The organism is Vibrio sp. 1457 (assembly GCF_033340195.1).
Taxonomy (GTDB): domain Bacteria; phylum Pseudomonadota; class Gammaproteobacteria; order Enterobacterales; family Vibrionaceae; genus Vibrio; species Vibrio alginolyticus.
This window is the reverse complement of record NZ_JAWOWA010000002.1, coordinates 346,496-372,665: the sequence shown is the minus strand read 5'-3', so window position 1 is coordinate 372,665 and position 26,170 is coordinate 346,496. Positions and strand designations below refer to the sequence as shown.

Annotated in this window: 24 protein-coding genes and 1 pseudogene; 17 read left to right on the top strand and 8 right to left on the bottom strand. The window is 43.3% G+C overall.

Going from position 1 to position 26,170, the window contains the following annotated elements; genetic code table 11:
- Positions 1–75: 75 nt before the first annotated feature.
- The 12 genes from R7Z41_RS03530 to R7Z41_RS03475 all read left to right on the top strand — a co-directional run bounded on the left by R7Z41_RS03530 (position 76) and on the right by R7Z41_RS03475 (position 9,099).
- Positions 76–489 (top strand): RDD family protein, encoded by a 414-nt coding sequence (locus R7Z41_RS03530; protein ID WP_031781318.1) that lies wholly within the window; start codon positions 76–78, stop codon positions 487–489.
- Between the two features lie 131 nt (positions 490–620).
- Entirely contained in the window at positions 621–1,184 is a 564-nt protein-coding gene (locus R7Z41_RS03525) for a sugar O-acetyltransferase (protein WP_047102727.1), read from the top strand.
- 253 nt (positions 1,185–1,437) lie between these two features.
- Positions 1,438–1,983, top strand: coding sequence for a GNAT family N-acetyltransferase (locus R7Z41_RS03520; RefSeq protein ID WP_053304370.1), 546 nt, complete (start codon positions 1,438–1,440; stop codon positions 1,981–1,983).
- A 142-nt stretch (positions 1,984–2,125) separates the two neighbouring features.
- Positions 2,126–2,767: an alanine--tRNA ligase-related protein gene (locus R7Z41_RS03515; RefSeq protein WP_206970904.1), complete on the top strand. Its 642-nt coding sequence runs from the start codon at positions 2,126–2,128 to the stop codon at positions 2,765–2,767.
- A gap of 128 nt (positions 2,768–2,895) precedes the next feature.
- Complete coding sequence (locus tag R7Z41_RS03510) at positions 2,896–3,183, top strand: putative quinol monooxygenase (RefSeq protein WP_017821462.1); 288 nt, start codon at positions 2,896–2,898, stop codon at positions 3,181–3,183.
- A 143-nt stretch (positions 3,184–3,326) separates the two neighbouring features.
- The gene (locus tag R7Z41_RS03505; protein WP_033907479.1) at positions 3,327–3,623 is read left to right on the top strand and encodes an antibiotic biosynthesis monooxygenase family protein; all 297 of its coding nucleotides are present in this window, start codon (positions 3,327–3,329) and stop codon (positions 3,621–3,623) included.
- Positions 3,624–3,704: 81 nt separating this feature from the next.
- On the top strand, positions 3,705–4,310 hold the full coding sequence (locus tag R7Z41_RS03500) for a hypothetical protein (protein WP_054728580.1): 606 nt from the start codon (positions 3,705–3,707) through the stop codon (positions 4,308–4,310).
- 97 nt (positions 4,311–4,407) lie between these two features.
- The gene (locus R7Z41_RS03495) at positions 4,408–4,761 is read left to right on the top strand and encodes a DUF1428 domain-containing protein (protein WP_005387184.1); all 354 of its coding nucleotides are present in this window, start codon (positions 4,408–4,410) and stop codon (positions 4,759–4,761) included.
- A gap of 129 nt (positions 4,762–4,890) precedes the next feature.
- Positions 4,891–5,517: a LysE family translocator gene (locus R7Z41_RS03490; protein ID WP_065274599.1), complete on the top strand. Its 627-nt coding sequence runs from the start codon at positions 4,891–4,893 to the stop codon at positions 5,515–5,517.
- Positions 5,518–5,844: 327 nt separating this feature from the next.
- Positions 5,845–6,471 carry a LysE family translocator gene (locus R7Z41_RS03485; RefSeq protein ID WP_318136298.1) on the top strand — a complete coding sequence of 209 codons (627 nt, stop codon included), beginning with the start codon at positions 5,845–5,847 and terminating at the stop codon, positions 6,469–6,471.
- A gap of 169 nt (positions 6,472–6,640) precedes the next feature.
- The gene (locus R7Z41_RS03480) at positions 6,641–7,105 is read left to right on the top strand and encodes a DUF2846 domain-containing protein (protein ID WP_005377099.1); all 465 of its coding nucleotides are present in this window, start codon (positions 6,641–6,643) and stop codon (positions 7,103–7,105) included.
- Between the two features lie 335 nt (positions 7,106–7,440).
- A complete protein-coding gene (locus R7Z41_RS03475) occupies positions 7,441–9,099 on the top strand; it encodes an autotransporter assembly complex protein TamA (protein ID WP_225477603.1) in 1,659 nt (552 codons plus the stop codon).
- Positions 9,100–9,157: 58 nt separating this feature from the next.
- On the opposite strand, the gene R7Z41_RS03470 is transcribed toward R7Z41_RS03475, so the two are convergent.
- The 6 genes from R7Z41_RS03470 to R7Z41_RS03445 all read right to left on the bottom strand — a co-directional run bounded on the left by R7Z41_RS03470 (position 9,158) and on the right by R7Z41_RS03445 (position 17,389).
- Entirely contained in the window at positions 9,158–10,609 is a 1,452-nt protein-coding gene (locus tag R7Z41_RS03470; RefSeq protein ID WP_206970901.1) for a phospholipase D family protein, read from the bottom strand.
- Positions 10,610–10,710: 101 nt separating this feature from the next.
- Positions 10,711–12,750, bottom strand: coding sequence for a carboxylesterase family protein (locus R7Z41_RS03465; RefSeq protein WP_206970900.1), 2,040 nt, complete (start codon positions 12,748–12,750; stop codon positions 10,711–10,713).
- A gap of 232 nt (positions 12,751–12,982) precedes the next feature.
- On the bottom strand, positions 12,983–14,635 hold the full coding sequence (locus R7Z41_RS03460; protein WP_206970899.1) for a hypothetical protein: 1,653 nt from the start codon (positions 14,633–14,635) through the stop codon (positions 12,983–12,985).
- Between the two features lie 301 nt (positions 14,636–14,936).
- A complete protein-coding gene (locus R7Z41_RS03455; RefSeq protein WP_206970898.1) occupies positions 14,937–16,292 on the bottom strand; it encodes an FUSC family protein in 1,356 nt (451 codons plus the stop codon).
- A gap of 13 nt (positions 16,293–16,305) precedes the next feature.
- Positions 16,306–17,166, bottom strand: coding sequence for an HlyD family secretion protein (locus R7Z41_RS03450; RefSeq protein ID WP_225477602.1), 861 nt, complete (start codon positions 17,164–17,166; stop codon positions 16,306–16,308).
- A gap of 10 nt (positions 17,167–17,176) precedes the next feature.
- On the bottom strand, positions 17,177–17,389 hold the full coding sequence (locus tag R7Z41_RS03445; protein WP_054728563.1) for a DUF1656 domain-containing protein: 213 nt from the start codon (positions 17,387–17,389) through the stop codon (positions 17,177–17,179).
- A gap of 426 nt (positions 17,390–17,815) precedes the next feature.
- Between R7Z41_RS03445 and aspT the strand changes: the two genes are divergently transcribed.
- The 5 genes and pseudogenes from aspT to R7Z41_RS03420 all read left to right on the top strand — a co-directional run bounded on the left by aspT (position 17,816) and on the right by R7Z41_RS03420 (position 23,556).
- Positions 17,816–19,531, top strand: coding sequence for an aspartate-alanine antiporter (aspT, locus tag R7Z41_RS03440; RefSeq protein ID WP_065274593.1), 1,716 nt, complete (start codon positions 17,816–17,818; stop codon positions 19,529–19,531).
- A 95-nt stretch (positions 19,532–19,626) separates the two neighbouring features.
- A pseudogene (locus R7Z41_RS03435) lies at positions 19,627–20,787 on the top strand (bifunctional aspartate transaminase/aspartate 4-decarboxylase); the annotation flags it as partial.
- Positions 20,788–20,889: 102 nt separating this feature from the next.
- Positions 20,890–22,059, top strand: coding sequence for a patatin-like phospholipase family protein (locus R7Z41_RS03430; protein ID WP_065274590.1), 1,170 nt, complete (start codon positions 20,890–20,892; stop codon positions 22,057–22,059).
- Positions 22,060–22,076: 17 nt separating this feature from the next.
- Positions 22,077–22,505 carry a hypothetical protein gene (locus tag R7Z41_RS03425; RefSeq protein ID WP_225477601.1) on the top strand — a complete coding sequence of 143 codons (429 nt, stop codon included), beginning with the start codon at positions 22,077–22,079 and terminating at the stop codon, positions 22,503–22,505.
- A 142-nt stretch (positions 22,506–22,647) separates the two neighbouring features.
- Positions 22,648–23,556 carry a LysR family transcriptional regulator gene (locus tag R7Z41_RS03420; RefSeq protein ID WP_017634569.1) on the top strand — a complete coding sequence of 303 codons (909 nt, stop codon included), beginning with the start codon at positions 22,648–22,650 and terminating at the stop codon, positions 23,554–23,556.
- A gap of 286 nt (positions 23,557–23,842) precedes the next feature.
- On the opposite strand, the gene R7Z41_RS03415 is transcribed toward R7Z41_RS03420, so the two are convergent.
- On the bottom strand, positions 23,843–24,994 hold the full coding sequence (locus R7Z41_RS03415; protein WP_025768104.1) for an ABC transporter permease: 1,152 nt from the start codon (positions 24,992–24,994) through the stop codon (positions 23,843–23,845).
- Positions 24,991–26,157, bottom strand: a complete 1,167-nt coding sequence (locus R7Z41_RS03410) for an ABC transporter permease (RefSeq protein WP_206970895.1) — start codon at positions 26,155–26,157, stop codon at positions 24,991–24,993. Before R7Z41_RS03410 ends, R7Z41_RS03415 begins: the two co-directional genes overlap by 4 nt.
- Between the last annotated feature and the right edge of the window lie 13 nt (positions 26,158–26,170).

Sequence of the window (26,170 nt, the reverse complement as noted above, 5' to 3'; positions counted from 1 at the left end):
ATTAGGTTTAGTGGGGATGTTACTGTCTCAATAGCGTTAGTTCACAAATAAACAATTGTTAGTCCAAATTTTAAAATGAAAAATGCAGGAAAATTTACTCTAGAAAATTACGTTTTGGCTAGTCCGGGAGTTAGGTGTGTTGGACAAATGATTGATCTTTTTGTCAGTTTTAGCATTTTTACTCTCGTTTTATGGGTCGGCTTAGAAATCGGTATTGAAAAAGAGCTTGTGCGCGCTACAGCAGTAACTGCGACTGTATCGTATTACCTTTTTTCTGATTGTTTACCAAATGGTCAAAGTGTGGGTAAAAAACTTTTGGGCATTGCAGTTATAAGTGCAAGAACGGGTAAAAAGTGCAATATTTTTCAGTCGCTCTTTCGAAATGTTATTACTCCATTCTTCGGTTTTATTGACTCAATTTTCATTCTTGGTAAAAAGAGGCAACGTCTCGGTGATAAGTTAGTGAGAACGGTGGTGGTAGTGCACTAAATTGATAGCGCTGAGGACTAGGGTTCAAGTCGGGCTTTGTTTTCGTGGTGGAACAGCCTCGCTTAGGAGGTAGCGTTACTCACATACTTAATGTAGCGTTGTAAGAAAATTGGTATTGGAGTCCAAGTTTTATGTCAGAAAAAGAGAAAATGTTAGCAGGTGAGCTTTATGACCCAAGTGATGAAGAGTTATTAAAGTTAAGGTTGAGCGCTAGGTTACTAACTGAAAAATTGAATGCCACGTCTGTTGAGCATAAACAAAAGCGAGTTCAAATAACTAAGCGCTTGTTCGGTACAACAGGTGACGATATTCATGTTGAATCTTCTTTCAATTGCGACTACGGATCCAACATTCACGTTGGAGATAATTTTTACGCTAATTTTGGTTGTGTGATTTTGGATGTTGCGGAAGTTAAGTTTGGTGATAACTGTTTACTTGGGCCTCAAGTTGGAATTTATACTGCGACTCATCCCTTAGATCCTATCGAGAGGAACAGTGGTTTAGAGCTAGCAAAGCCCATAAACATTGGTGACAATTGTTGGATAGGTGGCCATGCCGTAATCAACCCTGGCGTAACACTTGGGAACAACGTGGTGGTAGCCTCTGGCGCAGTCGTTACAAAGAGTTTTAGAGACAATGTCGTTGTTGGTGGCAACCCAGCCAGAGTACTGAAGGAAATCGTCACTAAGCGATAATAAAGTATATGGACTATTTTGAGCCTGAGTTTAGGACTTATGATCAACTCACTCCAAGCTTTGATGCGTTCAGCGGTTACTTGTTGACGCACTTGAATGTCTAAAATTTGCTTCAATATAGAATCGTGACACGTGGCGCTTTTACCGTGCGTTGAGCTTGTTTAAAAGTCTCATACGAAATCATTTGTATTACGTGTCTCACACTTTTATTGTATTTTCGTCACCAATAACAAACCAAAAGGCTGGCTCCAAAATGTTAGTAACAAAGATTGAAACGGAACGATTAATTCTAAGAGAGCTAGTTGAAGATGATGCAAGCGAATTGTTTGACATCTTCTCAGACCATGAGGTCATGAAATATTGGAACTCTGGCCCTTGGGTTTCAATTGAAGAAGCGCGGACATTTATAGCCAAGAGTACACAGGCCATGAATAGCAATACAGAAGTGACACTAGGCATCTTCCTAAAGAGCAATGGCCAACTTCTGGGTAAGATAATGCTGTTTAATCACGTGAAAGAGTCTAGGCGCGCAGAAATTGGCTTTGGCGTTAGTCGTCATTTCTGGGGTAAAGGCATTGTATTAGAGGCGGGAACTGCATTAATCGAACACGCATTCAAAACACTGAATCTACGTCGAATCGAGGCTGAGATAGATCCAGACAATACTTCTTCAGGTAAAGTCTTGGAACGGTTAGGTTTTATAAAGGAAGGTTTCCTAAGGCAGCGTTGGGAAGTGAATGGAGTAGTCTCAGATTCCGCAATTTACGGGTTGTTAGCTAAACCCCTAGACAGCGTTTAGTATCCGGCCTTAAACGCATCTAATAGGTCTAGCCTGCTCGTGCTCTATACACAGCCTTACATTTGACGGTGAGGTTTCTTGAATTGACTTGGTGGTCACTGAATGTACTATCAAAGATAGGACTTACTGCAAGGATAGCAGCATGAGCGAGAAATTATTTTGGGTTAATCCCTACCAAACAGAACTTAACTCAAGAGTGAGCAATGTAGACGGAAATAAGGTTGAATTGGACCAGACTATCTTCTTTGCAGAGTCTGGAGGCCAAGAGAGTGATAAAGGAACGATTAATGGTATTCCGGTTTTGATTGCTCAAAAGTTAGGTGTTCGACTTATTTACACATTGGAATCCTCTCCAAATTTTACTCTTGGTGACATTGTAACTACGAGTATTGATTGGAAGCGTAGATACGCCTTAATGAAGCTACACTTTGCGGCTGAAGTGGTGCTCGAGATGTTTTATCAGCGTCGGGAAGGCATTGTTAAGATAGGCGCGCATATTTCTGAAAATAAGAGTCGCATAGATTTCGAGTGGTCTGAAAATATTGGTCCGTTATTGAAAGAAATTGAAACTGATGTGCAAGATTTGATTAACTCTGATTCAGTTATTATTAGTGACTTTTCCGATCAAGAGAGTGAAAGAAGGTATTGGAGAGTGGATGGGTTTGCGCAAGTACCTTGCGGTGGCACTCATTTAAAGCGCACATCAGAAGTCGGCCAAATTCAATTAAAACGCAAGAACATCGGTAAAGGCAAAGAAAGGGTAGAGATAACCTTATGCTCGTAAGTCGATAGGGCATTAGAAATAGATTCCTAACACGTGGCATTTTAATTCATGGTGAGATTCACATTTGCGATATGATGGTTGAGATTGAGGGCGTGTTGGCTACTTCTTAACAGGGGCGAGAGGATGATATGTCGAAAGTAACATTGAAAGGCTTTATTTTAGTTCCGGAAAAGGATTTAGAATTAGTAAAACATGCGTTAATAATTCACAAAAGGCTCACGTTAGAAGAGCCGGGCTGCCTTACTTTTCTTGTGACTCAAAGCTCGACTAATCCTTTTCGTTTTGATGTCTATGAGGAGTTCGTCGACAAAGCCTCTTTTAAGCAACATCAGGAAAGAGTTCAAGCCTCACATTGGGGAAAAGTAACCGCCAATGTTAAACGTCAATACGAAATCTTTGAATGTGTGCATGACTAATCGAATCGGAGTGATTTAGAGCGTTTACGCTTTGTTTTTTAGGTTGCTCTACGCTCTGCTATGTTGCTTTATTCATCTATTAACCTGGCTTAGTGTTCTTGATACTTTGCCGTATTAAATCTAGAAATTTTAATGGAAGTGTTATGTTTAGAGTTGTGTATGAATGGCGTGTGCCAAGTGAAAAAATGGATGAGTTTCAAAATATATGGCGTTCGACGACAGATTCAATTCATCAGTCAGTAGAAGGGGCGCTTGGTAGTTTTATGCTTCGTTCTTACGATGTACCGGAAAAGGTTTTAACTATTGCCAAGTGGCGAACACGTGAAGACTGGGAGCGGTTTTGGGGAACTAGTAACCCAGAAAAAATGAAGAAGATGAGTGAAATTGCAGAGCGTATTTCAGTTGAACCATTCGATGAAATTGAAGATAGAACTAAGTAGGGCAATAGAAACGTTAAAGTGATGCCTAATGAACAGTTTGGCGGACAATATGAAAGACAACCTTAACCAAGGAATAGGGTTATGCAGATTTTAATCGTTGGAGGTAGTAAGGGTCTAGGAAGGTTCTTGGCTACGAACTTACAGGGTACAGAAATTTATGCGATTTCTAGATCAAAGCTAGTTGAGGAGGGAGTCGCTTCTGTTTGTATTGACGTTGATCCCGGTAAAAAGCCAGATTATACGTGCTTCAAAGGTGTAGAGTTTGACATCATAGTTTATTTGGCGTCGATGTGGGGAGAGTCTTCAGAATTGACAACAAACGAACTGATTGAGTTTATGAATGTTGGTCCGATTGGGTATCTTAATTTAGTCAATGAGCTTAACGCTTTAGGTTCACTTAACGATAAATGCAATATTGTATCTATTGGCTCTACAGCAGAGCTTTCAGAAAGTAGTGAATACCCTGCATTCGCCCTCAGTAAAAGATTACTCAAAGATATTTCTAGCCAGCTGCAAAACGTTTATCGTGATTACCGCTTTACTCACTTTACAATAGGTGGGATCGGGCATGCTGAAGAGGAACGTATTGAGTATTCGAGTGTTTTGGAGATTATAAATATGCTAACCAAGCTTGATCCAAACACATACCTTTCAAATATGCATATAAAGTCCAAGCTAGGAATGTAGCTCTCAAGCTGTATTACGTACCTGCTTCTATGGTTTGGCATCATGTGCATTCTTTTTATTGAGCTATGGTTATAACTCCAATGAAAGGAGTTTACTTATGTCATACATTGATGGGTTTGTCGCTGCAGTGCCGACAGCGAATAAAGAAAAGTATATCGCACACGCAAAAATAGCAGCAGAAATGTTCAGGGAGTTTGGGGCCTTAAAGGTTGTTGAGACGTGGGGGAGTGAAGTACCAGATGGTGAGATCACATCATTTCCCATGGCAGTTAACGCTGAAAGCAACGAAACCGTTGTGTTTTCGTGGGTAGTCTGGCCTTCAAAAGAAGTTCGAGACTCAGGGTGGCTGCGGATCATGGGTGATCCTCGAATGAGTCCAGACAATAACCCAATGCCCTTTGATGGAAAGCGTCTCATTTATGGCGGATTTGATGTTATTTTGGAGCAGTAAAATACCAAATAATCTCAACTCGATTCGTGACACTTGGTGTTTTAATCAGTATTACGCTTCTGATGTACGTTCAATAGAGTATTCCGCGATAAGTGTTGATAAAACTCCATTTGGAGGCTTAGAGTAAAAATGGAAGAGATAAATTATTCACTGATTGTCGTATCAGCTATCGCTACCATCGCTAGCCCCGGACCTGCGACTCTTGCGATAGCAGGCACGTCAATGAACCACGGTCGACGCTTTGGTGGGTATTTGGCTGCAGGTGTTTTAACGGGGTCTTTATTTTGGTCAACCTCAGCCGCTTTTGGTCTCGCAACCATACTCTATAGCAATGTTTGGCTTTTTGAAATTCTTAGATATTGTGGGGCATTTTATCTTTTATATTTGGCTTTAAAGTCCGTACATTCTGCCTGCAACATCGAGCAGCTAAAGTTACCCAAAACATACGTAACGACAGAGAAGGGTAACTACTTAACCGGAGTGTTAATTCACTTAACTAACCCAAAGGCTATTCTGTTTTTTGGTGCGCTTTATTCGATAGGGGTTCCTCCTACGGCCAGTCCGTTGGAATTGTTGTCGGTCATTTTTGTTGTAGGGCTGGTTAGTGCTTTGGTTTTCTTTGGCTATGCTTTTCTTTTCGCGTATAAAAAGGTCAGGCAAACCTATCTCAGATCCAAAGCAGTTTTTGAAGGCGTGTTCGCGTTATTTTTTGGTGTGGCAAGTATTAAGTTGCTGCTTAGTGAGGCAGGAAAATGAAGCAAAAAAGGCTTGAAGAAATAAGAATAGATAATCTATCTGATTTGACGGTCTATTAAGTATACTAAGTAGCCGATTTGTTAACTTCCATAAGAGCTGCTGGCTAGAAAAAGCTTACAACCAAACGATGCTAAATATTATCATTCAAAGGGCTAACAAAGGCCCATAATTTAATTCGTATCACTGTTCATGATTGTGCTCTTCGCGCAGTGCTGTAGTATTAGTAACGTGTTGTTAATACTAAATATAACCAATTGAAACCTGGACGTTGCATTACTTGTAGCTCGATGAAATGTTATCCCGCAAGACGTTAATTTGGAGAAAAGAATGGATTCAAACTCACTATTATTATTTGTTGTCGCTTGTCTCGCTATCAACATGATTCCTGGACCTGATGTAATTTATATTGTTTCCAATACAATGAAAGGTAAATTATCTGATGGGCTGAAAGCGGCTCTGGGGCTTGGTATTGGTTACTTTTTTCATACACTAGCGGCATGTTTAGGTTTGTCAGCAATAATTCTGAGTTCATCTTTGGCTTTTAGCGTTGTTAAATGGTTAGGGGCCGCTTACCTAGTTTATTTAGGTGTTCAGTCATTACTGTCTATGTGGCGTGGAGAAAGTAAAATCGTTGAAAACAAAAATGTTGATAATAATAAAAATGTGTTTGTTCAGGGGGTTATCGTCAGCGTCTTGAATCCAAAAGTAGCGCTATTCTTTCTCTCGTTTCTGGCTCAATTTATTGATACGTCTGCAAGCTCAACATCAATGCAATTATTAGTACTTGGCTTGCTGTTCAGCGTACTTGCGACGACATGTAACGTTTTGTACGCCTCTGTGGGTAATTGGGTATTTAGTCGTCCACACTCTCAGCGTTATTCAAGAACTCTTGAAGGTGTTTCAGGTATTCTACTTATCAGTCTAGCGAGTAAAGTGGCATTTAGTGATCGTTAGATACAGGGCATTTTATTCTCGTGATTATTATATGGCTAATGTTTGCTCAATCTATACGCTAAATGAGTGCTATTGCATAGGTTGAATCACAAATTTCAAAAATACCAATAAGTGAACGTATTTATTTATAGTATGGTTGGCGCGATTTTATCGTAGCTAGGTTAATAACATGAAAAATAAAGTAATTCTGTGTTCCGCATTCCTTTTGGGTTTGTCAGGTTGTGCTTCTGTTCCTACTGTTGATTCGACAGTATCAAATCAAATGAAATCATTTGAAGCACCTCAAAAGGGGAACGCAGGGATTTACATTTACCGAGAAGATGCTTTTGTCGGAGCAGCACTTAAAAAGTATGTTTACGTCGATGGAGAATGTATTGGTGAAACCGCTCCTGGTGTGTTTTTCTACCATGAGGTCGAAGGCAATAAAGAACATCAAGTAAGTACAGAGTCTGAGTTTTCTGAAAATCACTTAACTATCTTAACGGAAGAGGGTCGTAATTATTTCGTTAATCAATACATTAAAATGGGTGTATTTGTTGGTGGTGCGGGCGTAGAACTCGTGGACGAAAGCAAAGGTAAAGCAGAAGTACTAAAAGTCGACATGGCAGAAAAAGGAAACTGTTCTTCGATCTAGTTTTACTAACAGACGCTTTTTAGATTAAAAAACACATTATCAATGTAACCCAACGCTTGATGAGATCCATTCAGCGTTGGGTTTTGTATTTTTGGCAAACAGTATACCTATTTCAGACCGCATGATTTGCTACCTCCTAGCTTGAGCCAATTTATCGTTCAAAGTATCTACTTGTGAAACGTGAATTTTCGAGAGGATTTCGTAGGGAGCAATCCTACAAACGCGATTAACTGATATGCCATTCCATCATTAACCTTGTCGAGTGTATTGCTAAACTAGGTAGCGGTGTGTCTCCTCTCATTAAACAAATAATAGGTATATCAGTTTTAGCTTCTATGCCTTTACATCATGCACTCGGAGCGCAATTTAAAATCAAAGGGCTAACACCAATATTAGAGAAAAATCTTGAAAGTCACCTTACACCACTAACGAAACTCTCTGTTTCAAACATTACCTCAAATCGACTAACGAAGATGGTTAATAATGCGTTAAACCCTTATGGCTACTATCATTCCGAGCTCAACGTTCAGAGATCAGAGAATGATTTCATCACGCTTGAGGTTGACGCTGGGGAGGTGATGTTGGTCAAAAAATCTAATATTGCTGTGTCGGGAGAGGCCAGTAATGATCAGGATTTCATCGAATTAACTAATCAAGCTCAACTTAAACAAGGTCAGCCGTTGCTTCATTCTGAGTACGATACGTTAAAGCGAAACTTGATTTCATTGGCTCAGCAAAAAGGTTATTTAGATGGGCGTTTTATTGAATCGTCTTTGGAAGTCATTCCCAGTTTGAATCAAGCCCATGTGAATCTGCATTTCTCTAGTGGTTCTCGTTACCAATTTGGAGAACTCTCTGTTCTTACGTCGGGTATCGAAACGGCACGAATAGAAGCGATGAGAACATTTGAACGGGGCGACGATTTTGATACTTTGAAATTGAGTCAATATCAGGCCGATCTTTCCAGTACTGATTGGTTTCGCAGTGTGATTGTGAAAGCGGATTTCGAGGAGATATCCGATGGTCATAAGGTGCCGATAGAAGTGCTCGCAGAGCCGAATTCACGCAATATTGTGCAAGTCGGTGGAGGGTATTCGACAGACTTGGGATTACGCGCTTCGCTGAACTGGACCAAGCCTTGGTACAACGCACGTGGACACAGTTTTGAGGCACAAGCGTACGCTTCCAAACCGGAACAATCGCTATTACTTGGTTACAAAATCCCCACCCAAAATGTTCTAACGGATTACTACGGGATTCAGTTTGAATCTAAGCATGTCGACTATCGAGACACATCGAGTTTTTCTAATGATTTATCGTTTGAAAAACACTGGCAGTTAGACAGTGATTGGCAAAGCACCATGCACGTTCGTTATTTGCAAGAAAGTTATCGACAAGCGTCGGAGAATGACGAATCACAGTTGTTATTACCGGGGGTGACATTTTCACTGCTTGATCGCAAGAACGATCAATTAGAAGTAAAGCACCGTCACGTTTACTCATTGGAATACTCAGACCCTAATTTTTTCTCCGATTCTCGTTTGCTGCGTATTGAGGGCAATAGTGTTCTGTCATGGGATATTAGTGAAAAACACAAGTTTCACTTTCGTTCTAATGTCGGTATTAATGTCGCTGACGCTTTGAGTGACATCCCATCATCGTTACGCTTCTTTGCGGGAGGTGATGGCAATCTTCGTGGTTATGGGTATGAGTCTATCTCTCCTAGAGATGAAAATGGCGATTTAACGGGTGCTCGTTACATGTTTACTGCTGGGCTGGAATATCAATATCAGGTCTACCGCCAATTGTGGCTTGGGGCATTTTATGATGTTGGTGATGCCTTCAACGATAAGGTGGATTGGAAAAGTGGTACAGGCTTGAGTTTGATATGGAATTCAAAATACGTGCCCGTCAAAGTGGACTTTGCTTATGGTTTAGATGCTCCGCAAGGAGACCAATTCCGCGTTCACTTTTCGCTCGGAACGCAGTTTTAGCGGGCATTAAAAAGGCTCTCATCCTTGCAGATAGAGAGCCTTTTTAAGCCTTGATTGTTTAGAGTTCGAACTCACCATTCAGTTTCTTGAATATCCAGTTAGGTGCCTTATGCCATCCACCATAGTTTGGATTCTTAGTATGGATCTCATTCATTGATTGCCATTGAGTTTGGCCTTGTCCATCTCGAGATACTCGCCAAAACAGTTCATCTTGTTGTCGAGTTAGGTAGTGCATGACATGTTCTGCAAAGGCTCTGCTTTGGACCAACACACCAAATTCCATATTGAGGAAATCCGATCTTGGGTCGAAGTTTGATGAGCCGATATAAGTCAGCCGACCATCGAGTATCACCGTCTTGTTGTGATAATAAGTATCCGCATGGAAGTAATGGTCATCATTTTTCGCTTGGTTTTTGTACTCAAGTATATGAACGCCCTTATCCAACAGGGTTTGGCGATGCTCCTCGTAATAAGCCGGAATAAAGCCAGAATCATTAGAAGCAGACGAGTTCGTCATTAACGTGATGTCCGCTTTTTGCTCCATCAAGGTATCAATAAAGGCAAATTCACCATCACTTGGTACCACGTAAGGCGTTGATATCACGGCTTTAGACGCAGTGGCTATTTGTTGCCAAACTTGGTGTTCTGCACGTTTTCTAAAGTAGGGTTTGTTGTTTTCTAACTTGTTTAATGAGTCGAAAACGGGGGTGACTTGCGCAGTGATGAAGTCGGGACTGGTCAGGTGTTTAACCTGTTTTTCAACTTCCGCCAGAATGATGCTTTTGTCTTTCTCACCTTTATTAAGCGCTTGAGTAAACGCGGAATAGTTTGGGGTAACGTTAACGATGTTTTCTATTGGCGTGACATGCTCGCTGTCCCAAAGTTGTTGGTAGTTCTGGTCGAACGTTCGAATAATGCTGCCTTTGAACAAGACATCCATATCAAAGAAGTTGGCTTTGCGGCTGTAACCAAAATAGTCGTCGCCAATGTTACGTCCACCTAGAATCATCCATTGATGGTCAACGTTGAAGTACTTCTCGTGCAGACGATTGTCCAAACGTTGTTGATGAGTAGAGAAGTTGACGGCGCGACCAATCCAACCTGACTTACGTGAATCAAACGGATTGAATAAACGGATTTGAATGTTGTCGTGAGCGCTGAGATCAGCAAGCCATTTCTCGTTAAAAACCAATAGATCATCGAGAGTGAGTCGAATTTGCACGCCTCGATCTGCTGCTTGCTTGAGTTCATTGAGTAGCATCAAACCAAGCGTGTCACTCTCCCAAGAAAAGTAAGTCATATCGATGCTTTGCTGAGCATTTCTAACCAGTTCAACGCGACGCGCAAAGGCTTCCGGAGCGTTAGGAATTAAGTAAACTTCGGCTTGATGCTGAGTAGTTTGCCAATTGGCTTCAAAATCCGGTTCAACTTGCGGGTAGGGCTGGGCACAGCCAACCAATAGTGCGCTGAAGATAAAGAGTAGCAGGGCACGAAGGGCGTTAGGAAACATGAGTAAACCTTCCTAATGATGTTCAAGGAATAAGGATGAAAAAAGCCAGTGAACTGGCTTTTAGGTATTTGGTAACGAGCTATTAGTGACTGAAGATAACGTTACATGTGACTCAGAATCAGCCCAAGTTCCTCGAGACCGTTGAGGCGACCTTGGCGCAGTTTTGGATCGATGCCTGAGTGATGAGCATTGTCCCAATCTTGTGTGGATTGAATACCGCCATCGTTATCGATCAGCAATACTCGGTCAGTCGCGCTGTTGTATTGGAAGTCTTCAAATAAACGTTCGCTAAACCACATACGAGAGAGCTCGTTCATCATTGCTTTGTCTTTGCTACCCGGGCGAACACTTGAACCATCAAGCTTTAATGCCTTGTTAAACACAAATGGTAATTCCGATGCATTACAAGCGCCCACAATACAACTGATGCTCTTGAGTAAATCACCAACGTCAAGATCGCCATTTTCACCTTTGGTGTTGTAAGTCCATACGTTGAATCCGGGTTTGTAGTCAAAGTAGTAGAAGCTTGGCGTCGCTCCTGTTGCTTCTTCAGTTGAAACTTTATGACGGTTTGGACCCGTGAAGAGCAAATCATGCAACGTGGTTTTGAATTGCTGCATGTTTTTGGCCGCGCCATTCAGTTCCCTTTCATCGCTAGGGAAGAAGTCAGCCAGAGCAAGTAACTCCGTGGTTGAATCGGAGTTCCCCAAACCGAAGAACAGCTTAGTCATCGCCTCATAAGCGGTGCTAGGCAGCAGTTCCAATAAGTCAGAAAGGTCGAGTTCAATCGAAGCTGAATCGCTGAGTAATGAACGATATTCAGCGCGTAAACGGTTTAAGTTCGTTTCCGATTCTAGCCACTCCACCATGTATTCGACGATTAAGTTTTCGTCACCACTTTCAATGACTTCTGGCGCTTTTTGGCTCAAGATTTCAATGATAGTTGGGATCAAAAATGTCAGGCTCGGTAGCATGCCCAGAGTATTGCTTTCTGCACTGTTTGAGCCAATTACCGTCGGTACGATCCATTCACTCTCAATCGCTTGTTCAGTAAAGTGATAGCCTGGAACTTCTTTCACTAGAAACGCTGGTGGGCGATGCTCGATGTAAGGCGCAAATGGCATCAACGTAGCTAATGGGCTGTTGTCGCGTGTTGGACTGATAACCGGAATATTCGCAGCGGTCAGTACCCAGTTTTTGAGACGCTGAATAGGATCAAGCATCTCGCTCTGTACCTTCATAACCTCTTCAAGTGGTAGTAACGTCAGATCTTCAACGCTTTGCTCTGGTCTTTGGCTCTTGGCAACATCGTAACTTTTATATTCAAAGCCGTAAGCGTTGCTTTGCATGATGGCACGTTGAAAGTGCTCACCTGCGATTGCAGCATCGCCTTTTGATTGCTGTAAAATTCCTACCGACATGGCACCCGCACCTTGACCCATGAGTGTCACATTCTGCGGATTGCCGCCGAATGCCTCTATGTTTTGTTGAACCCATTCAAGCGCGTGTTTTTGATCGCCTAGGCCAAAGTTACCGCCCTCAGGGTTGTCCAAACCATCGACCCAAACACTGCCCAGCAAGCCCAAACGATAGTTAAAAGTAACAGCAATAAACGGGTTACCATCGTCAGCACCTTGTGCAACCACCATATCACCATGAATCAGCGGTTCTGAGCCCGCGCCGTATTCAAAGTCTCCACCGTGAATAAAGACATAAACTGGCAAATCTGCGTACGCTTCTGTCCCGGCTGGTCGCCAAATGTTTAGATTCAAACAATCTTCTGACTGCGTTTGTGTGGTGGTTTTTAACTGCGGACACGCATCACCGAACTGAGTCGCATCAATATCGCCTTCAAGTGGGGCCACAATGCTGTGTTGAAAGCGGTCTGCTTGCGCAAATTGGATACCTTTGAACGCCTCTACCGCTGCCAGTTTTTCATCCGCATCAAGGGGTGTGATGACAAGGGACTCTTTAGTGGCTTGAATGGTCGCATCACCAATTTCCAAAGAGATTTGCTCTGGCGGTAACGGTTGTAATGGCTCCGGATCGTAAGGAACGCTAGGTTTACTTGAATCATCACCACAAGCAGCTAAGGCAAGAGTGATGGTAATGGCTAAAGTTGAGCGATTGAGTAAAGTCATTGTTATGTCCAAAAGTCATTTGGTGCGTACACCGAAAATATTAAACGGCATCTAACAAGCGACGTCCTGACGCTTTGGTATTAATCCGTGAATGGTTGGATGGTTTGTTGTATTGATGGCTCAAATGGTAGGGCATCGGTGACAGTTTCAATAATCACCTTTGTAGGATGCAGTCCTACCATTCAATGGCCTACCAATGTGTTATTTCTAAGTGTGTTATCTCTTTGTGCGATTAGAAGCGATAACCCAAGTTCAAGGTCAGTGAGTCACGTGTTTCGCCTTTGTTGTAAAGCATGGTCAGGTTGTAGTTCTTGCCTATTTGCTTATTGAAGCCTGTCAGGAATGCCCACTCGTTAAGCTCGACACCGATGTCGTAATCGAACTCGATATCACCGGTTTTTACTCGGCCATCCATACGAGAGTCCAAGCCTTGATATTCAGCACCGACAAAGAACTGGGTACGGTAGTCGACCAACTGATAACCAAGCATCGGCTGAACGGTAACAATGCCGTCACCCCAATCATCCAAGCCTTTTAAACGTGTCTGAGAGTACGTGCCAGTCACAGAAGCAAAGAACTCTTTGTAACCAACCGAGAGTGTTGTACCGACACCGCGCAAATCGTATTCAAGGTGAATTGGCACGTTCAGTCGCCCGCGATTACATAGCGCAGACAAACCATCACAAAACTTGTCGCCTAAGCCCGGTAGACGATCATTAAGCTTGTCTTTTAGATACTGGCCACCTTCACCTGTGTATCCCGCATCCACGTTCGCATCGACATTGATTTTGCCGACGTAACCAAACACGTTCCAAAAAGGAAGGATGTTCACGTCACCACGAATACTAAAACTCTCTGCGTTCACAATCCCGACGGTGTCTTCTGGGTCGAATAGGTCGTTTAGACGCACGCCATCAATAGTGAAGTCATTGAATGGGATGTTCATATCTTGGTTACGGTAAGCCATTGACACACCAAACGGCAGAGGCAGATCAATGCCTTGTCGACGCACCATGTCGCCCATTAACGGGAAGATACGATCAAGTTTTACACTGGCTTCTTGCATGCGTGGGTCAGAAACTTCGTTCAAGCGTTTCTCATCCAACACTTGCACACCAATGTCATCCTCATAGATTGCGACAGGTTTAAGGGTGCTGACCATTTTCAATGGCTTATTTTTGCTTGAGCCAACAATTTCAGTGTGTTTGCTCGCAATCACAAGTTTTCCAGAATCCAGCTTTTGAAAGCGGATCTCTTGATGGTACGTATCCACCTTGTATTTGTGGTGTGTGAAAGGCTTGTCGTTAGTGATGACCATGCGTTTTGGCTCACCGTTAACGAGTTCGATATCGACGCTTAAGAAACGAAAATAGGCGATGTCTTGTGGAAGCCCGTATTTTGAGTAATTGAAGCTGACAACGACATTGCCGTTTTGATCTTCTTTAGCTCGTACCGATGAAGAATCAAAGCTCTCTGCATAGTTGCGCAGACGATATTCTGTGCGTGTGAAGGCTTCGATTTCATCCAACACTTTTTCGTTCTTATCCAGCTCTTCAGGGTTGTATTTGATGCGTAGATCGATATTGCCCTTGCTGTCGGTGTTTTTTACAAGGAACACCGAAGAATCACGGACCTCGTTGCCGATTTGAACGGTTCGGTGAGCATGCTCTACCAAGTGCTCGCCTTGTACTAGAGAACTGATGGCCAGTTTCGGTAGCTCATGGCTGATACCGTATTTGTCGAAGAGCTGGCGACCTTGTTCCACTACTTCGTTGTAAGTTGTCTCTTCTGCGGCGAAGCTAAAAGTGGGGGTAGTAAGCATTAGTGCGCTCGCTAGCACAGTAAGAGAAGATGTCTTGCTAGCGCGTATTTCAAAAAAACTCATGACGATTTCCACTCTGAATAGCCTCAAACCTTCGAGACTCAGACAGTTAATGTGTCACTGAACTTCTTGTTCAGTTAGATAGATGTGTTTGCTGTGATTGATGTTGTGAATGCCGTGTTTTTAATTGCATTTCGTAAATCAATGAGAGGATTTTATGGTGGGTAGAGAAATCCCGTTAATCGCTTTTGATGGATACTATCCTCGCTTTATGGGTGAGGCAGGAATAGGGCAGCGAACAAAGCAAAAAGCCCCGCAGAGCAAAAGCAATGCAGGGCTTTAGTTTCAAGAACGGAGGTGATGCTTAGGCCGTAACGCGAACACGGAACAGATCGGTAAACAACTTTGCAATCATCAAAATGATCATAATGTTTACCAGCATTAGCAATGGCGTTTCAATTCGATACGCTGGGGTTAAGTTGAGCGCACCCGATGTCAAAACAACCAATAAGTTAATACCTAGGATTCTATGTACCATCAGCTTTGGTGTGGAAAAGACCTTCCAAATCACTATGATGTTGATGAAGTAGAACAAGGCAAGTTGCCATAGCTCGGTCATCATTGGCATTAAGAAAATATATTGCAGAAGGATTACCGTCCCCGTGCCTATTACTCCAAAAAAAGCATCCTTAATAATACTCGGAGGCATGGTAGGGACGAGTGATGAGAATACACCGGCCAGCATAGGGAAAATGAACCCTCCGGGCACAGGAAGGTAAATCCAGATCAGCAGCGACGCTACGAACATGGAGACACCTTGCAGTACCTTTCTGCTGTCTTCATTCAAATGCTGGATGAAGGTTCGATGCTCATGATGCCAGACAGTGTTGTTATTTCCTTGAATGACAAAAGGGACGTCGCTAACAAACGAGGTTCTCGGCTTTTTAATATCAAAGCTCTGAAGTTGCTGTGCTAATGTTGGCCAATCGATCTCATTACGTTGCGGCTTATCGGCTTGTTCTAGCAATCGGTCTTGGATTTGCGCCATCTCATTTAAACGCGCGCGCCATAGCTGACGATGCTCTTTTAAATGGTAGCTACCAGTGAGCGGCAAGCTGATCAATTGGAACAGTTTCTCTATGTTAGTCGTATTGGTTTCCAGTGCTTCGATATCAATGTGGTGAGGGTTATTCATGGCGTTAAGCATTGCCTCACGGCTTGTCTCAAAACGCTGAACGAAGTTTTGTTCCGTGTTTATTGGCCACACTAAGCGATAGACAACCGAAAAGGTGATCACGCCAAGAATCGTCTCCTGCATACGAAGGACGGCGAAGTGAAATGTTGCTTGATTATCAAAACCACCCATACAGGCGACAATTGAGCACACAGCAAAACCGATGGTAAACACATAACCATACTTCTCGTCGCTCGACATAAATATGCACACACCCAAAAACAAGGTGAAGAAGGTGAGGAACAAAAAGCGGTCTTGAGAGAACATCGCGATAAGAAAGAAGGCATAACCGATGCCCAATAAGGTTCCCAGCAATCGGTTATTACCTTTGTTTATCGAGTGTGCGAAGCTTTCGTTCAATGCCATCACCGCGACCGCAATTGCCGCCCAGTAAGGTTTCTCCCATTGAAACCATAAGGCGAGGCAGATCGCGATAACGATAGAGAGCGCAGCTTTGATCGCTTCTTTGGTAGAGGCGTTGAACATAACAATCACCGAATTATTTAATGATTTTGATAGAAGCCGTCATACCCACGCGAAGTTGCAGATCGTCTGGCAGTTCATCCAGTTTTACTTTGATGGGAATACGTTGAGCCAATCGAATCCACTGGAAGTTCGGATTGACGTTTGGCAGGAGGTCGTTGCCTGTGCTGCCATCTTGCTTTGCAATTCCGTAGCCGATGCTTTTTATTTCACCTTTTAGTTGCACATCGTTGTGCATCATCAAGGTTACATAAGCGATGTCTTCAGGATTGACGCCTACCAGATCTGTCTCTTTGAAGTAACCCTCTATCCAGAAGCTGTCTTCATCAATTAAGGCTACGACCGGAGAGTTAGCGACCACTTGAGAACCGACGCGTAAGTTCAAATTAGTGATGTAACCATTCGTTGGAGCATAAACCTTTGTGTAATCGAGGTTCAGTTTGGCTTCTTCAACATTGGCTTTCGCAAGCTCTACGTTGGCAACCGCCGTTTCTACCGCATTGTTTAGGTTGTTCAATGTCAGTACCGGTACGGCTCCAGGTGTGCGCTTTTCTAACTTAAGTGCGCGTTGCTCTTCGTTTTTTGCTTTTGCTAACAGAGCGACCGCCTGCTTTTGAGTCGCCAACGCTTTGTGGTATGCCGCTTTGTAGATGCTAGGGTCGATCTCAAACAGTAAATCGCCTTGTTTCACTTGCGAGTTGTCTTCGACATACACGTTAATGACTTGTCCTGTCACACGCGGTGTGATTGAGACAATGTATGCACTGACTTGACCGTCTCGTGTCCAAGGACTGCTTGAGTACGACTGGTAATAGCTGAAAATCACACTGCCAGCGGCACAAAGCAGTAGCAATGTGATGAGATAACGTTTAATCACGGGGTTTGCCTCAAAAGATGGTAATGAATCGACCAATAACGCCAGTAAAAATCACAATTAGGCTCAGCTCTGTGAGTGCAGGAAATGCAACGTATTTGTGGATACCCAGTTTTGTAGCAATGGTTCCGACCAAAATGGTGAGCATGTAAGCCAATGCAATAACCAGCAACAAGGGTGGGAAGTAAACTTCGCCCCACACAAGTTCATGTGGCATTGAGTTCATGGTGTTTTTCTCTATTAACTTGATGAATGGAAAGATAAGGCAAATGATGGCATCCGTGATAATCGCTTTTGGAGGATCTAATCCATCAAACGAAAGGTGTTATGCGCTATATAGAGGGAATGATGCAACCAACCCGCTTTTTGGAGAGCGATAACAAAAATAAAATTATTGTCCGATTTATCTCGTGTCTATTGCAGAACACTAAGTTATTAAATTTTCGACAATTATTGTTCAATGTTTGCGTTTGAATATGCGAAGTGATGGTTTCGTCCTTCAAATAGGATTACGAGTTGTGAGTTTTTGTTCCTAATATTCGCTTCGAAGCAAACGAGATGCTTTTTAAATTAAATAATCCAACAAATATGAGTGACAGATTATTCGTTAGATTATTTGAGTTTTATATTTATTAGTAAGAGTAAAATTGTCATGGAAATTATTTCTAACCTTTTTGACATGGCACCATTTGTTGCTCTCTTTATTACGCTCTCTCTCGGTTATATGGTTGGTAAAATTACCATTGGTCGATTTGTTCTTGGCGGTGTTGCCGGAACATTATTAATGGGTGTAATTATTGGGCAATTTGGTGTTCATATTGATCCCGGCGTAAAAAGCATTTTCTTTGCGCTCTTTATTTACGCAGTAGGGTATCAAGGTGGTGCGCAGTTCTTCAAAGCACTGAACTTTAGAACCATCAACATTCTACTTTCCGCTGTAGTGATGACGGTTTCTGGCCTGCTTTGTGTACTAGCAGCTGCTTGGATGTTTGATCTAGACAGAGGTACGGCAGCAGGCCTTGCAGCTGGTGGTTTGACTCAATCGGCAATCATCGGTACAGCGGGTGATGCGATCGCACGTCTTGGGGGTGTGACAGAAGAAGCTAAGCACCTAATGCAGACCAATGTCGCAGTAGGCTACGCAGTTACGTACATCTTTGGTTCGCTTGGTCCAATTCTGATGGTGACATGGGTATTCCCAACACTGATGAAGTGGGATATCCGAGCAGAAGCGATTGCTCTAGAAGAGAAAAATTCAAATGGTAAGCGTGATTTAGCGCCGGGTGAGTTCAACGCTGTCACAGCGCTGGTTACACGAGCATTTAAAGTGAGCAAAGATAGTGGGCTAGCAGGCAAAACCTTAGCTCAGTTAAACCAACACGCTCTGGCTGCTTGTATTGAATTGATTCAACGCGATGGCAAAGTGCTAGACGTGGACAAATTCACAGCCCTGAAAGAAGGGGATGTCATTGTCGTAACAGGTCGCCGTAATGCAGTGCATCAGCTGCAAGATGGTTTGGCTGACAATGAGATTGCACTTCCAGAAGGCTATGAAGTTATTGAAGAAAACCGTCAACTGATCGCAGACAACCGCAAACTGATTGGTAAGTCGCTGCAAGAGATTAAAGAGGCTTCGAACCAAGGCTCTATGCGCGGTATTTATGTGACAGACTATATTCGTGAAGGCAACTCAATTGAAATAACGCCGGATCTTGTGATGAAGAAAAACGACGTCATCCAGCTTACAGGTACCGCAAAAGATATCAATCGCGTTGAGAAAAACATTGGTCAGCGAATGGGCTCAGCAAACGTGACTGACTTAGTCGTGCTTGGTATGGGCATGGTGGTGGGCCTATTAATTGGTCTAATCAGTTTTAAGATTGCTGGTATTCCCGTCACTATCGGTTCTGGTGCAGGTTGTTTGATCTCAGGTTTGATCGTCGGTTGGTTGCGTAGCCGCAATCCGCATGTTGCTCAGTTTCCTATGGGTGCCGCGAACTTTATTCGAGATTTCGGTTTGGCAGCATTTGTGGGCATTGTTGGCCTTGAGGCTGGGCCTCAAGCGGTCGACACCATCAAAGAACACGGTATGTCTCTGTTGTTCCTTGGCATGGGTGTAACGATTATCCCTCAGATTATTTCGTTCTTCTTCTCATATTTTGTATTGAAGATTAAGAATCCAGTTGAAGCGCTTGGCTGTGTTACAGGTGGACGAAGTGCAAACCCAGCATTTGCGGCTTTAATGGAAAAAACAGGTAATGCAACACCAGTATTCTCATTCACCGTGACTTATGCAGTCGCCAATGTACTGCTTACCCTATGGGGTCCAATTATTGTCGGCATTATTACTTTAAACGCAGGCATGTAATTTAAATAAATTCGAACACTCTTATCGCCTAATTAAATAGGCGGTAGGGGAAGTATTATCCAAATTTTACTAAATAATAGATTCAGGTAAATATTATGACTACGCAAAACACAACAATTGATTTTTCAAAATTTGCAGTTTTAAGCCCATTTGAATTAAAAGATAAACTAATTGAAGTGGCACAAACTGTTCCTGACCGCGCGTTATTAGATGCAGGTCGTGGTAATCCTAATTTTCTTGCGACACTACCACGTAAAGCGTTCATTCGTTTGGGTGAGTTCGCAATATTGGAAGCCGAGCGCACTTATTCATACCTAGATGGTGGTTTCGGTGGCATTCCAGATGGTGTGGGCATTGTTGAACGCTTCGATACGTTTGCAAGCAAGAATAAACAAGACCAAGGCGTGCAGTTCTTAGAAAAGTCGCTGAGCTACGCAAAAGACCGTTTGGGTCTAGAGAAACAGGCATTTTTGAATGAGCTGGTTAACGCATACCTTGCATGTAACTACCCAGTGCCACCACGTATGTTGACGAACATCGAAACCGTTGTGAAGCAATACATTGCAGAAGAGATGTACGGCCCAATGCCAATGACAACAGACTTCGATCTGTTTGCAACGGAAGGCGGCACAGCGTCTATGACGTACACGTTCCAAACTATGTTCAACAACGGTCTGTTGAAGAAAGGTGACAAGGTCGCGCTAATCACTCCAATCTTTACGCCGTACCTAGAAATTCCAGAACTGAGTGAATACGAACTGGAAATCGTTGAACTACGTTTGGATGAGACAACATGGCAGCTGCCGATGTCTGAAATCGAAAAGCTTGCAGATACAGACATCAAACTGCTTTGTGTCGTGAACCCAGCAAACCCAGCGTCTGTGAAGTTCTCGGATGAGACTCTGGATAACCTATCAAATTTTGTGAACAACGAACGCAGCGACCTGTTCATTGTGACTGACGATGTATACGGCACATTCGCGGACGACTTTGTCTCACTGTTCGCGAAACTGCCATACAACACGCTTTGTGTTTACTCGTTCTCGAAGTACTTCGGTGCAACAGGCTGGCGTTTAGGCTCGATTGCGATTCAACACAACAACGTGTTTGACGATGCAATGCGCAGCCTTCCTGAAGCGCTTCAACTTGAGTTGGACGATCGTTACAAAACACTGACTCCGGAACCTCGTGAGATTAAGTTTATTGACCGTATCGTAGCCATCCTACAATCGCGATTATGGGGTTTAGCCGTGCCTAGCTATAGTAACTCCACACAACGAAACGGACTTCATTTTGATCCAATTAACTTCAAACTGAGTCTCTGGTCATACGCCAGAGAACATTAAATGAGACTGATTATGAATCGTTTAATTTCCTCTGGTGTGACGGTTGTACTTTTGCTGCTGATAGTAGCTTGTAGTTCACCTCATACGCTGGATGTTCGTGTTTCTCAAAGCAACTATAAAGATGTCGAGATCGCGAGTTCGACACCAAATGAGCCACTTCGAATGTGGGCCAATGAAGCGCCGGATTTTCTCTACTCAGCGCACAATCAAACCACACCGATCAAAGTAGAGGGTGAACAGCTCAATATTTTGGCCTTATCGGGTGGTGGCGTAAACGGCGCATACGGGGCCGGCGTTTTGATGGGGCTACAGGAAAAGGGGGAGCTAAAAGATTATGCCATCATTACTGGAGTCAGTGCTGGTGCCCTAATCGCTCCTTTTGTTTTCATTGGCGGTGATGCGATGCCAAAGATGAAAGAAGTCATGCTCAACATCAATGATAAGAATATTTTGGGTAAGAAGAACTTCTTAAATACCCTGTTTAAGGACGCGTTTACCGATGGTGAGAACCTCTATGATTTCATCGCAGACGCTTACCCTGAGCCCATGATCGAGGCGATGGCGCAGCAACACCGCAATGGTAAACGCCTCTTTATTGGCAGTACCCATTTTGATTCAGGCGAACTGGTGATTTGGAATATTGGTGCGATTGCGAACAGTGATTTAGCGGACAAATCTGAACTTATTTACAAGGTGCTTGCTGCGAGCGCATCGATCCCTGGTGTTTTCCCTCCACAATTTATCGATGTTGAACATGATGGAGAAACACTTGAGGAGTTACACGTAGATGGCGGTCTCGCAGCGCAGGTGTTCTTTAATCCGTCTAACTTCAACTATCAACAAATCTCAGATGCTTTGGGGTTAGAAAAAGCGCCTCAGTTGGATGTGATTCGCAATGGTGCGTTAAAAGCGCCGTATCGTCCACTAAAAGACAAAGGTTTGGACTTGGTATCGAAAAGTGTCTCAAGCCTTACGCTAGCGCAAACTCGAGGTGATCTCTATCGAATGAAATACATCAGTGAAATCAACGATATCGAGATGCAGTTTACCTACATTGATCAAGATTTCAGGTACGCCAAAGTAACGAAAGATATGTTCGATCACCGCTACTTGCTGACGATTTACGAATATGGATTCAAAAAAGCCACCCAAGGGCAACTTTGGGTAACTGAACTCCCTTAATACAGGAAAACGATACAATGAAAAAAGCCGTTCTTACACTCATGATACTTACCGCTTCCGCGACTGCATTCGCCCCAAGTGGAGCCCATCTTGACCAGCAAAAAGTGGATAGTGATATGCAGCAACTGTCTGCAATCAAAGAAGAAGGTGCAGCCTTTATCATGATTGACGAGAACTCGAGTTACGTGGCGGTCGAGTTCGTGGGAAAGTGGGAAGAGATCAACAACTATGTGTCACACAAAGAAGCGAAAAAACGTAAATTGGAAAAAGTGAACAAGCAGTTCGTGTACTCTCAGGTCGGTGAAACGTTGGAGTCACTTGAGCAAAAAGTCGTTGACCACATTTACACTGATCAACCTAAATATTTCAGTGTCGATGTCTACCGCGATTACCATGGTGACTCAGGAGAATTCAACTATTTAGCTCGTGTCGTTGAGTACAACTAAGTTAGAGAAAACCTACTGAAGCTAGTAGGTTTTTTTGTGTCGTCGAGAAGGAATTCAAACGCAGATTGTTTCCGTTACCAAGTAACAATTCTACGATCATGTGGTAATTTAATTAGATAACTCTAAAAAGTAAGCACAACCTATGAATTTTAGTTTTGAACAACTTCTCGCGTTCGTAACCGTTTATGAACAGCTTTCGTTTAGTAAGGCGGCGGTCAAACTCAATAAGCACCGAACCACAATAGGGCAGGTGATTACCAATCTTGAAGACCAACTGGCGGTCAACCTGTTTGAGCGAGTGGGGCGCTCGGTAGAACCGACAGAAGATGGTCATCTTCTTTACCACTATGCTAAGCAAACCATCGAACAAGCACGTACTTTCGATAAAGTCGCATTAAGTCTAGCTTACGGTGGGTTAGAGAATGTTAGTATCGCCTATTCAAGCGCTATACCACACCGTTTTCTTGTATTGCTTCGTATTCAATTAGCAGCAGATTTTCCGATGATGCGAGTTAACTTTCTTGTTCGTAATCGCAACGAAATTAAAGAGGGTTTACAGAATGGTGATTATCAATTCGGTATTGTCAATGTGCATGATAGTCGAGCAATACATAGTCTGGATGCGACGTTTTTAGGTCATTTTGAATTTGTTCCTTTCGTCCAGAAAGGTGGTGAACTCGCTTCTATGGCACCAGATCGAGTATTGACAGCCTTGAGGAATAGTAAACAATTTGTACTGCGGTCTCTTATTGAAGAGGGAATGGGCGAAAAAGTCATCGTAAGTTCGAACCATGAAGAGGTCGACCAATTGGCCCTTGTAGTGAAAATGGTTGAAGCAGGTTTAGGATGGGCGATTCTCCCCAGAACGTTTGCCCATTCGGAGTTTTCTAATAATCATATAGAGCCAGTGGAAGCTTCTGAATTATTGGAAGGTTTTAAGTTTGGTTTTGGCCTATGGTGCCAACCCTCTAAGCAAGTTGGTGATGTAAAAAATTCAATCATGAAGGTCGTTACAGAATACCGAGAGAAAATAATCCGTGATATGACTTAGCGGCGACATGTATCTTGCTCATCCCTATCAACAACAAGACTCAATGTGAGTCTTGTTTTTTTGTGTCTGAAAAACGTTATCGTTCTAGCGAAGAGCTAATGTCTATTGGAAGGATATAACCCTCTATATGAGAGTATGGAGTCCATAGTTTTTGGCTTAATCTAACCTCGCTCAATGGGTAAGCCCAGAGCAAAAAGTGTTTTTACCATATGTCCGCTGCAAGGACGCAGATTTTCAGCCGGGTTTAGTTACCCGGCTTTTTTTATAGTAATAAAAATGTCAGCTATCACCCCAAGCTCTCTGTTACAACTGGCTTGTTACTTCGCTTAGCAATCCAGTACGCAACGCTACCCCAAAGCACAGTGAGTGCCCAAAGTGCTGTCCAATGTGGAGCGACTTGTTGCCAGGTTGCCCCCATTTGGTTTAGTGCTAAGAAAGCTTTGATCGCCCAAGTGCTTGGGCTTAAATCAGCAATCCATAGTAAGGGAGTAGGTATGGCTTCAATCGGCCAAATAAAACCAGCCAAGAAAATGAGCGGCATAGAGCTCACTAAGACGACTAAGGTGACAAGTTCACGCCGAGGTAATAAGTAGCCTAGCCAGAAGCCTAGTCCGCAACAACCTAAAAAGAACGGGAACAACATAGCCAGCAATTCGCCCGCGTTGGCGATATGGTTTACGTTTAAGCGTTCGAAGCTAAAACCAAAATAATAGGCGCCGAGTAAATAATAAATTGCCACAAATACTAACGTTCTCACAAGCAGCAGCGATCCCGTTGATACTTGTGACCAATAGCCACGACCATGACGCTGTGTTCCCGTTTGTAATCCAACCGCCATGATCAACGTTTGTTGTAAAATCAGAACAAATACTGCCGGCACTACGTATTCGATGTAACCCATGGTTGGGTTGAACGTCGGTTTCATATTAAGCTTAATAGCAGAGTAATTATGGCTAGCCATACTCATGGGCACACCATCTATCACCATTTTACTGACTTTCACTTGGGCCCCTAATGTGCCTCCAGCTTGGGCCAATCCTTCTACCACGGTTCCGTACACGAGAAAATACGAGGCGTCCGCAGCGTAGGCTAGAGTCGGGCTTTTACCTAGCATTAGGTCTTTGTAAAAGTGTTCCGGTATGACTAAAAAACCGGTGATCTCTCGTTGTAAAAATGCTTGCTTTGCATCGGCAATCGTATGAAGTCGAGTGACTACGTTGACTTGTGGGGTGGCATCAACCATACGTTCCAGCTTTAAACTCGTCTGACTACCATCTAGATTAACAATCGCGATTGGTTGTTCACGAGGCGTTTGTTGTGCATAAGGCAAAGGGTATAAAAACGAGTAAAATACGACACCACCAAACACGGTCAACGTAACGACTGGATTGGTTAGAACGGCCTTAAATTCCGCTTTAATCAGTTGCCACAATGTCATACCGCCTCCTTCGCTTGGCGTGTTGATGAAGCTGTTCGATGTTTACCCATCAAGGCTGCGGTGATGAGCAGAGGCACAACGTAACCAATCATAGGCCATAGCGAGCTTAAAGATTGTGCGGCCGATGCTCCATAGTTTGCTTGGCTCACTTGTACTTCAATGTAATGGGTAATCGGCAATAATGAACGCCATGCATAAGCGAGCGTGTTCATGTCAGAAACTGGGAATGTAATTCCCATGAACGCGAAACTTGGAGCCGTAAACGCGCCAGCAAAACTCATCGCACGTGCAGGATCCATCGACAAGAAGAAGAACAACGCTCCCATAATGATACAGGCGATAACCGTCGCCAATTGTGCTAGTAGCATAACCACAAAACTGCCTTCCATTGGCCAATCAAGCACAGAATAAAACCAGTACAAGAACAACGCACCTTGCGCCATAAAGACCGGAATGTACTGACTTAATAGGGTAGTGAGCCTGGCGTATGGCTTTTCGCCCAAAAATGCAAAGCCATTCTTTCCACCATAAATGCGAAAGTGCGCGGCAAGAATCAAAATAGTGCTTACTACAATACATATTTGCCAAATGGCTGGCACGATAGCCGTTACCAAAAATTGTGCGTAGTTATTGTTACGGTTAAATAATGCGGTTATTTGTGTCGACACGGGTACAGCCTGTCCAGCCGCTGCTAACGTTGTGGTGTTACCCTTAGCCAAGTTTCCCATTACTTCAACCTGAGCGTCGAAATAGCCTTGTGCTTGCGCAACGGCAGAGTTGATCAGTTTCGCTACCAAAATGTACTGACTGTTGTAAAAGACAGAAAGTTGAGGTTGGCGGTGCTGGAGAATATCTTGGTCGAACTTAGATGGGATGACCGCGTAAGCGTAGATATCGCCTTCAATCATCGCATTTTTTGCTTCGCTTGCACTGGTGTAGTGATAGTTAACAGCCAGACTCGACGACGCATCCAAAGATTGAATGAGCTTTCGAGAAAGTTGGGAATGTTGTAGATCAACCACACCGATTGACAGATCCCGGGCAATGCCCGCAGAGAACACTCCCCAAATCATCATCGCGAGCAAAATCGGTATCCAAGTAAGGCACGAAAGCAACCACCTGTCTCGTCGTAAGATATGCCGCTGTGAAATCTTAATCGTCATAGCATTAACCTAG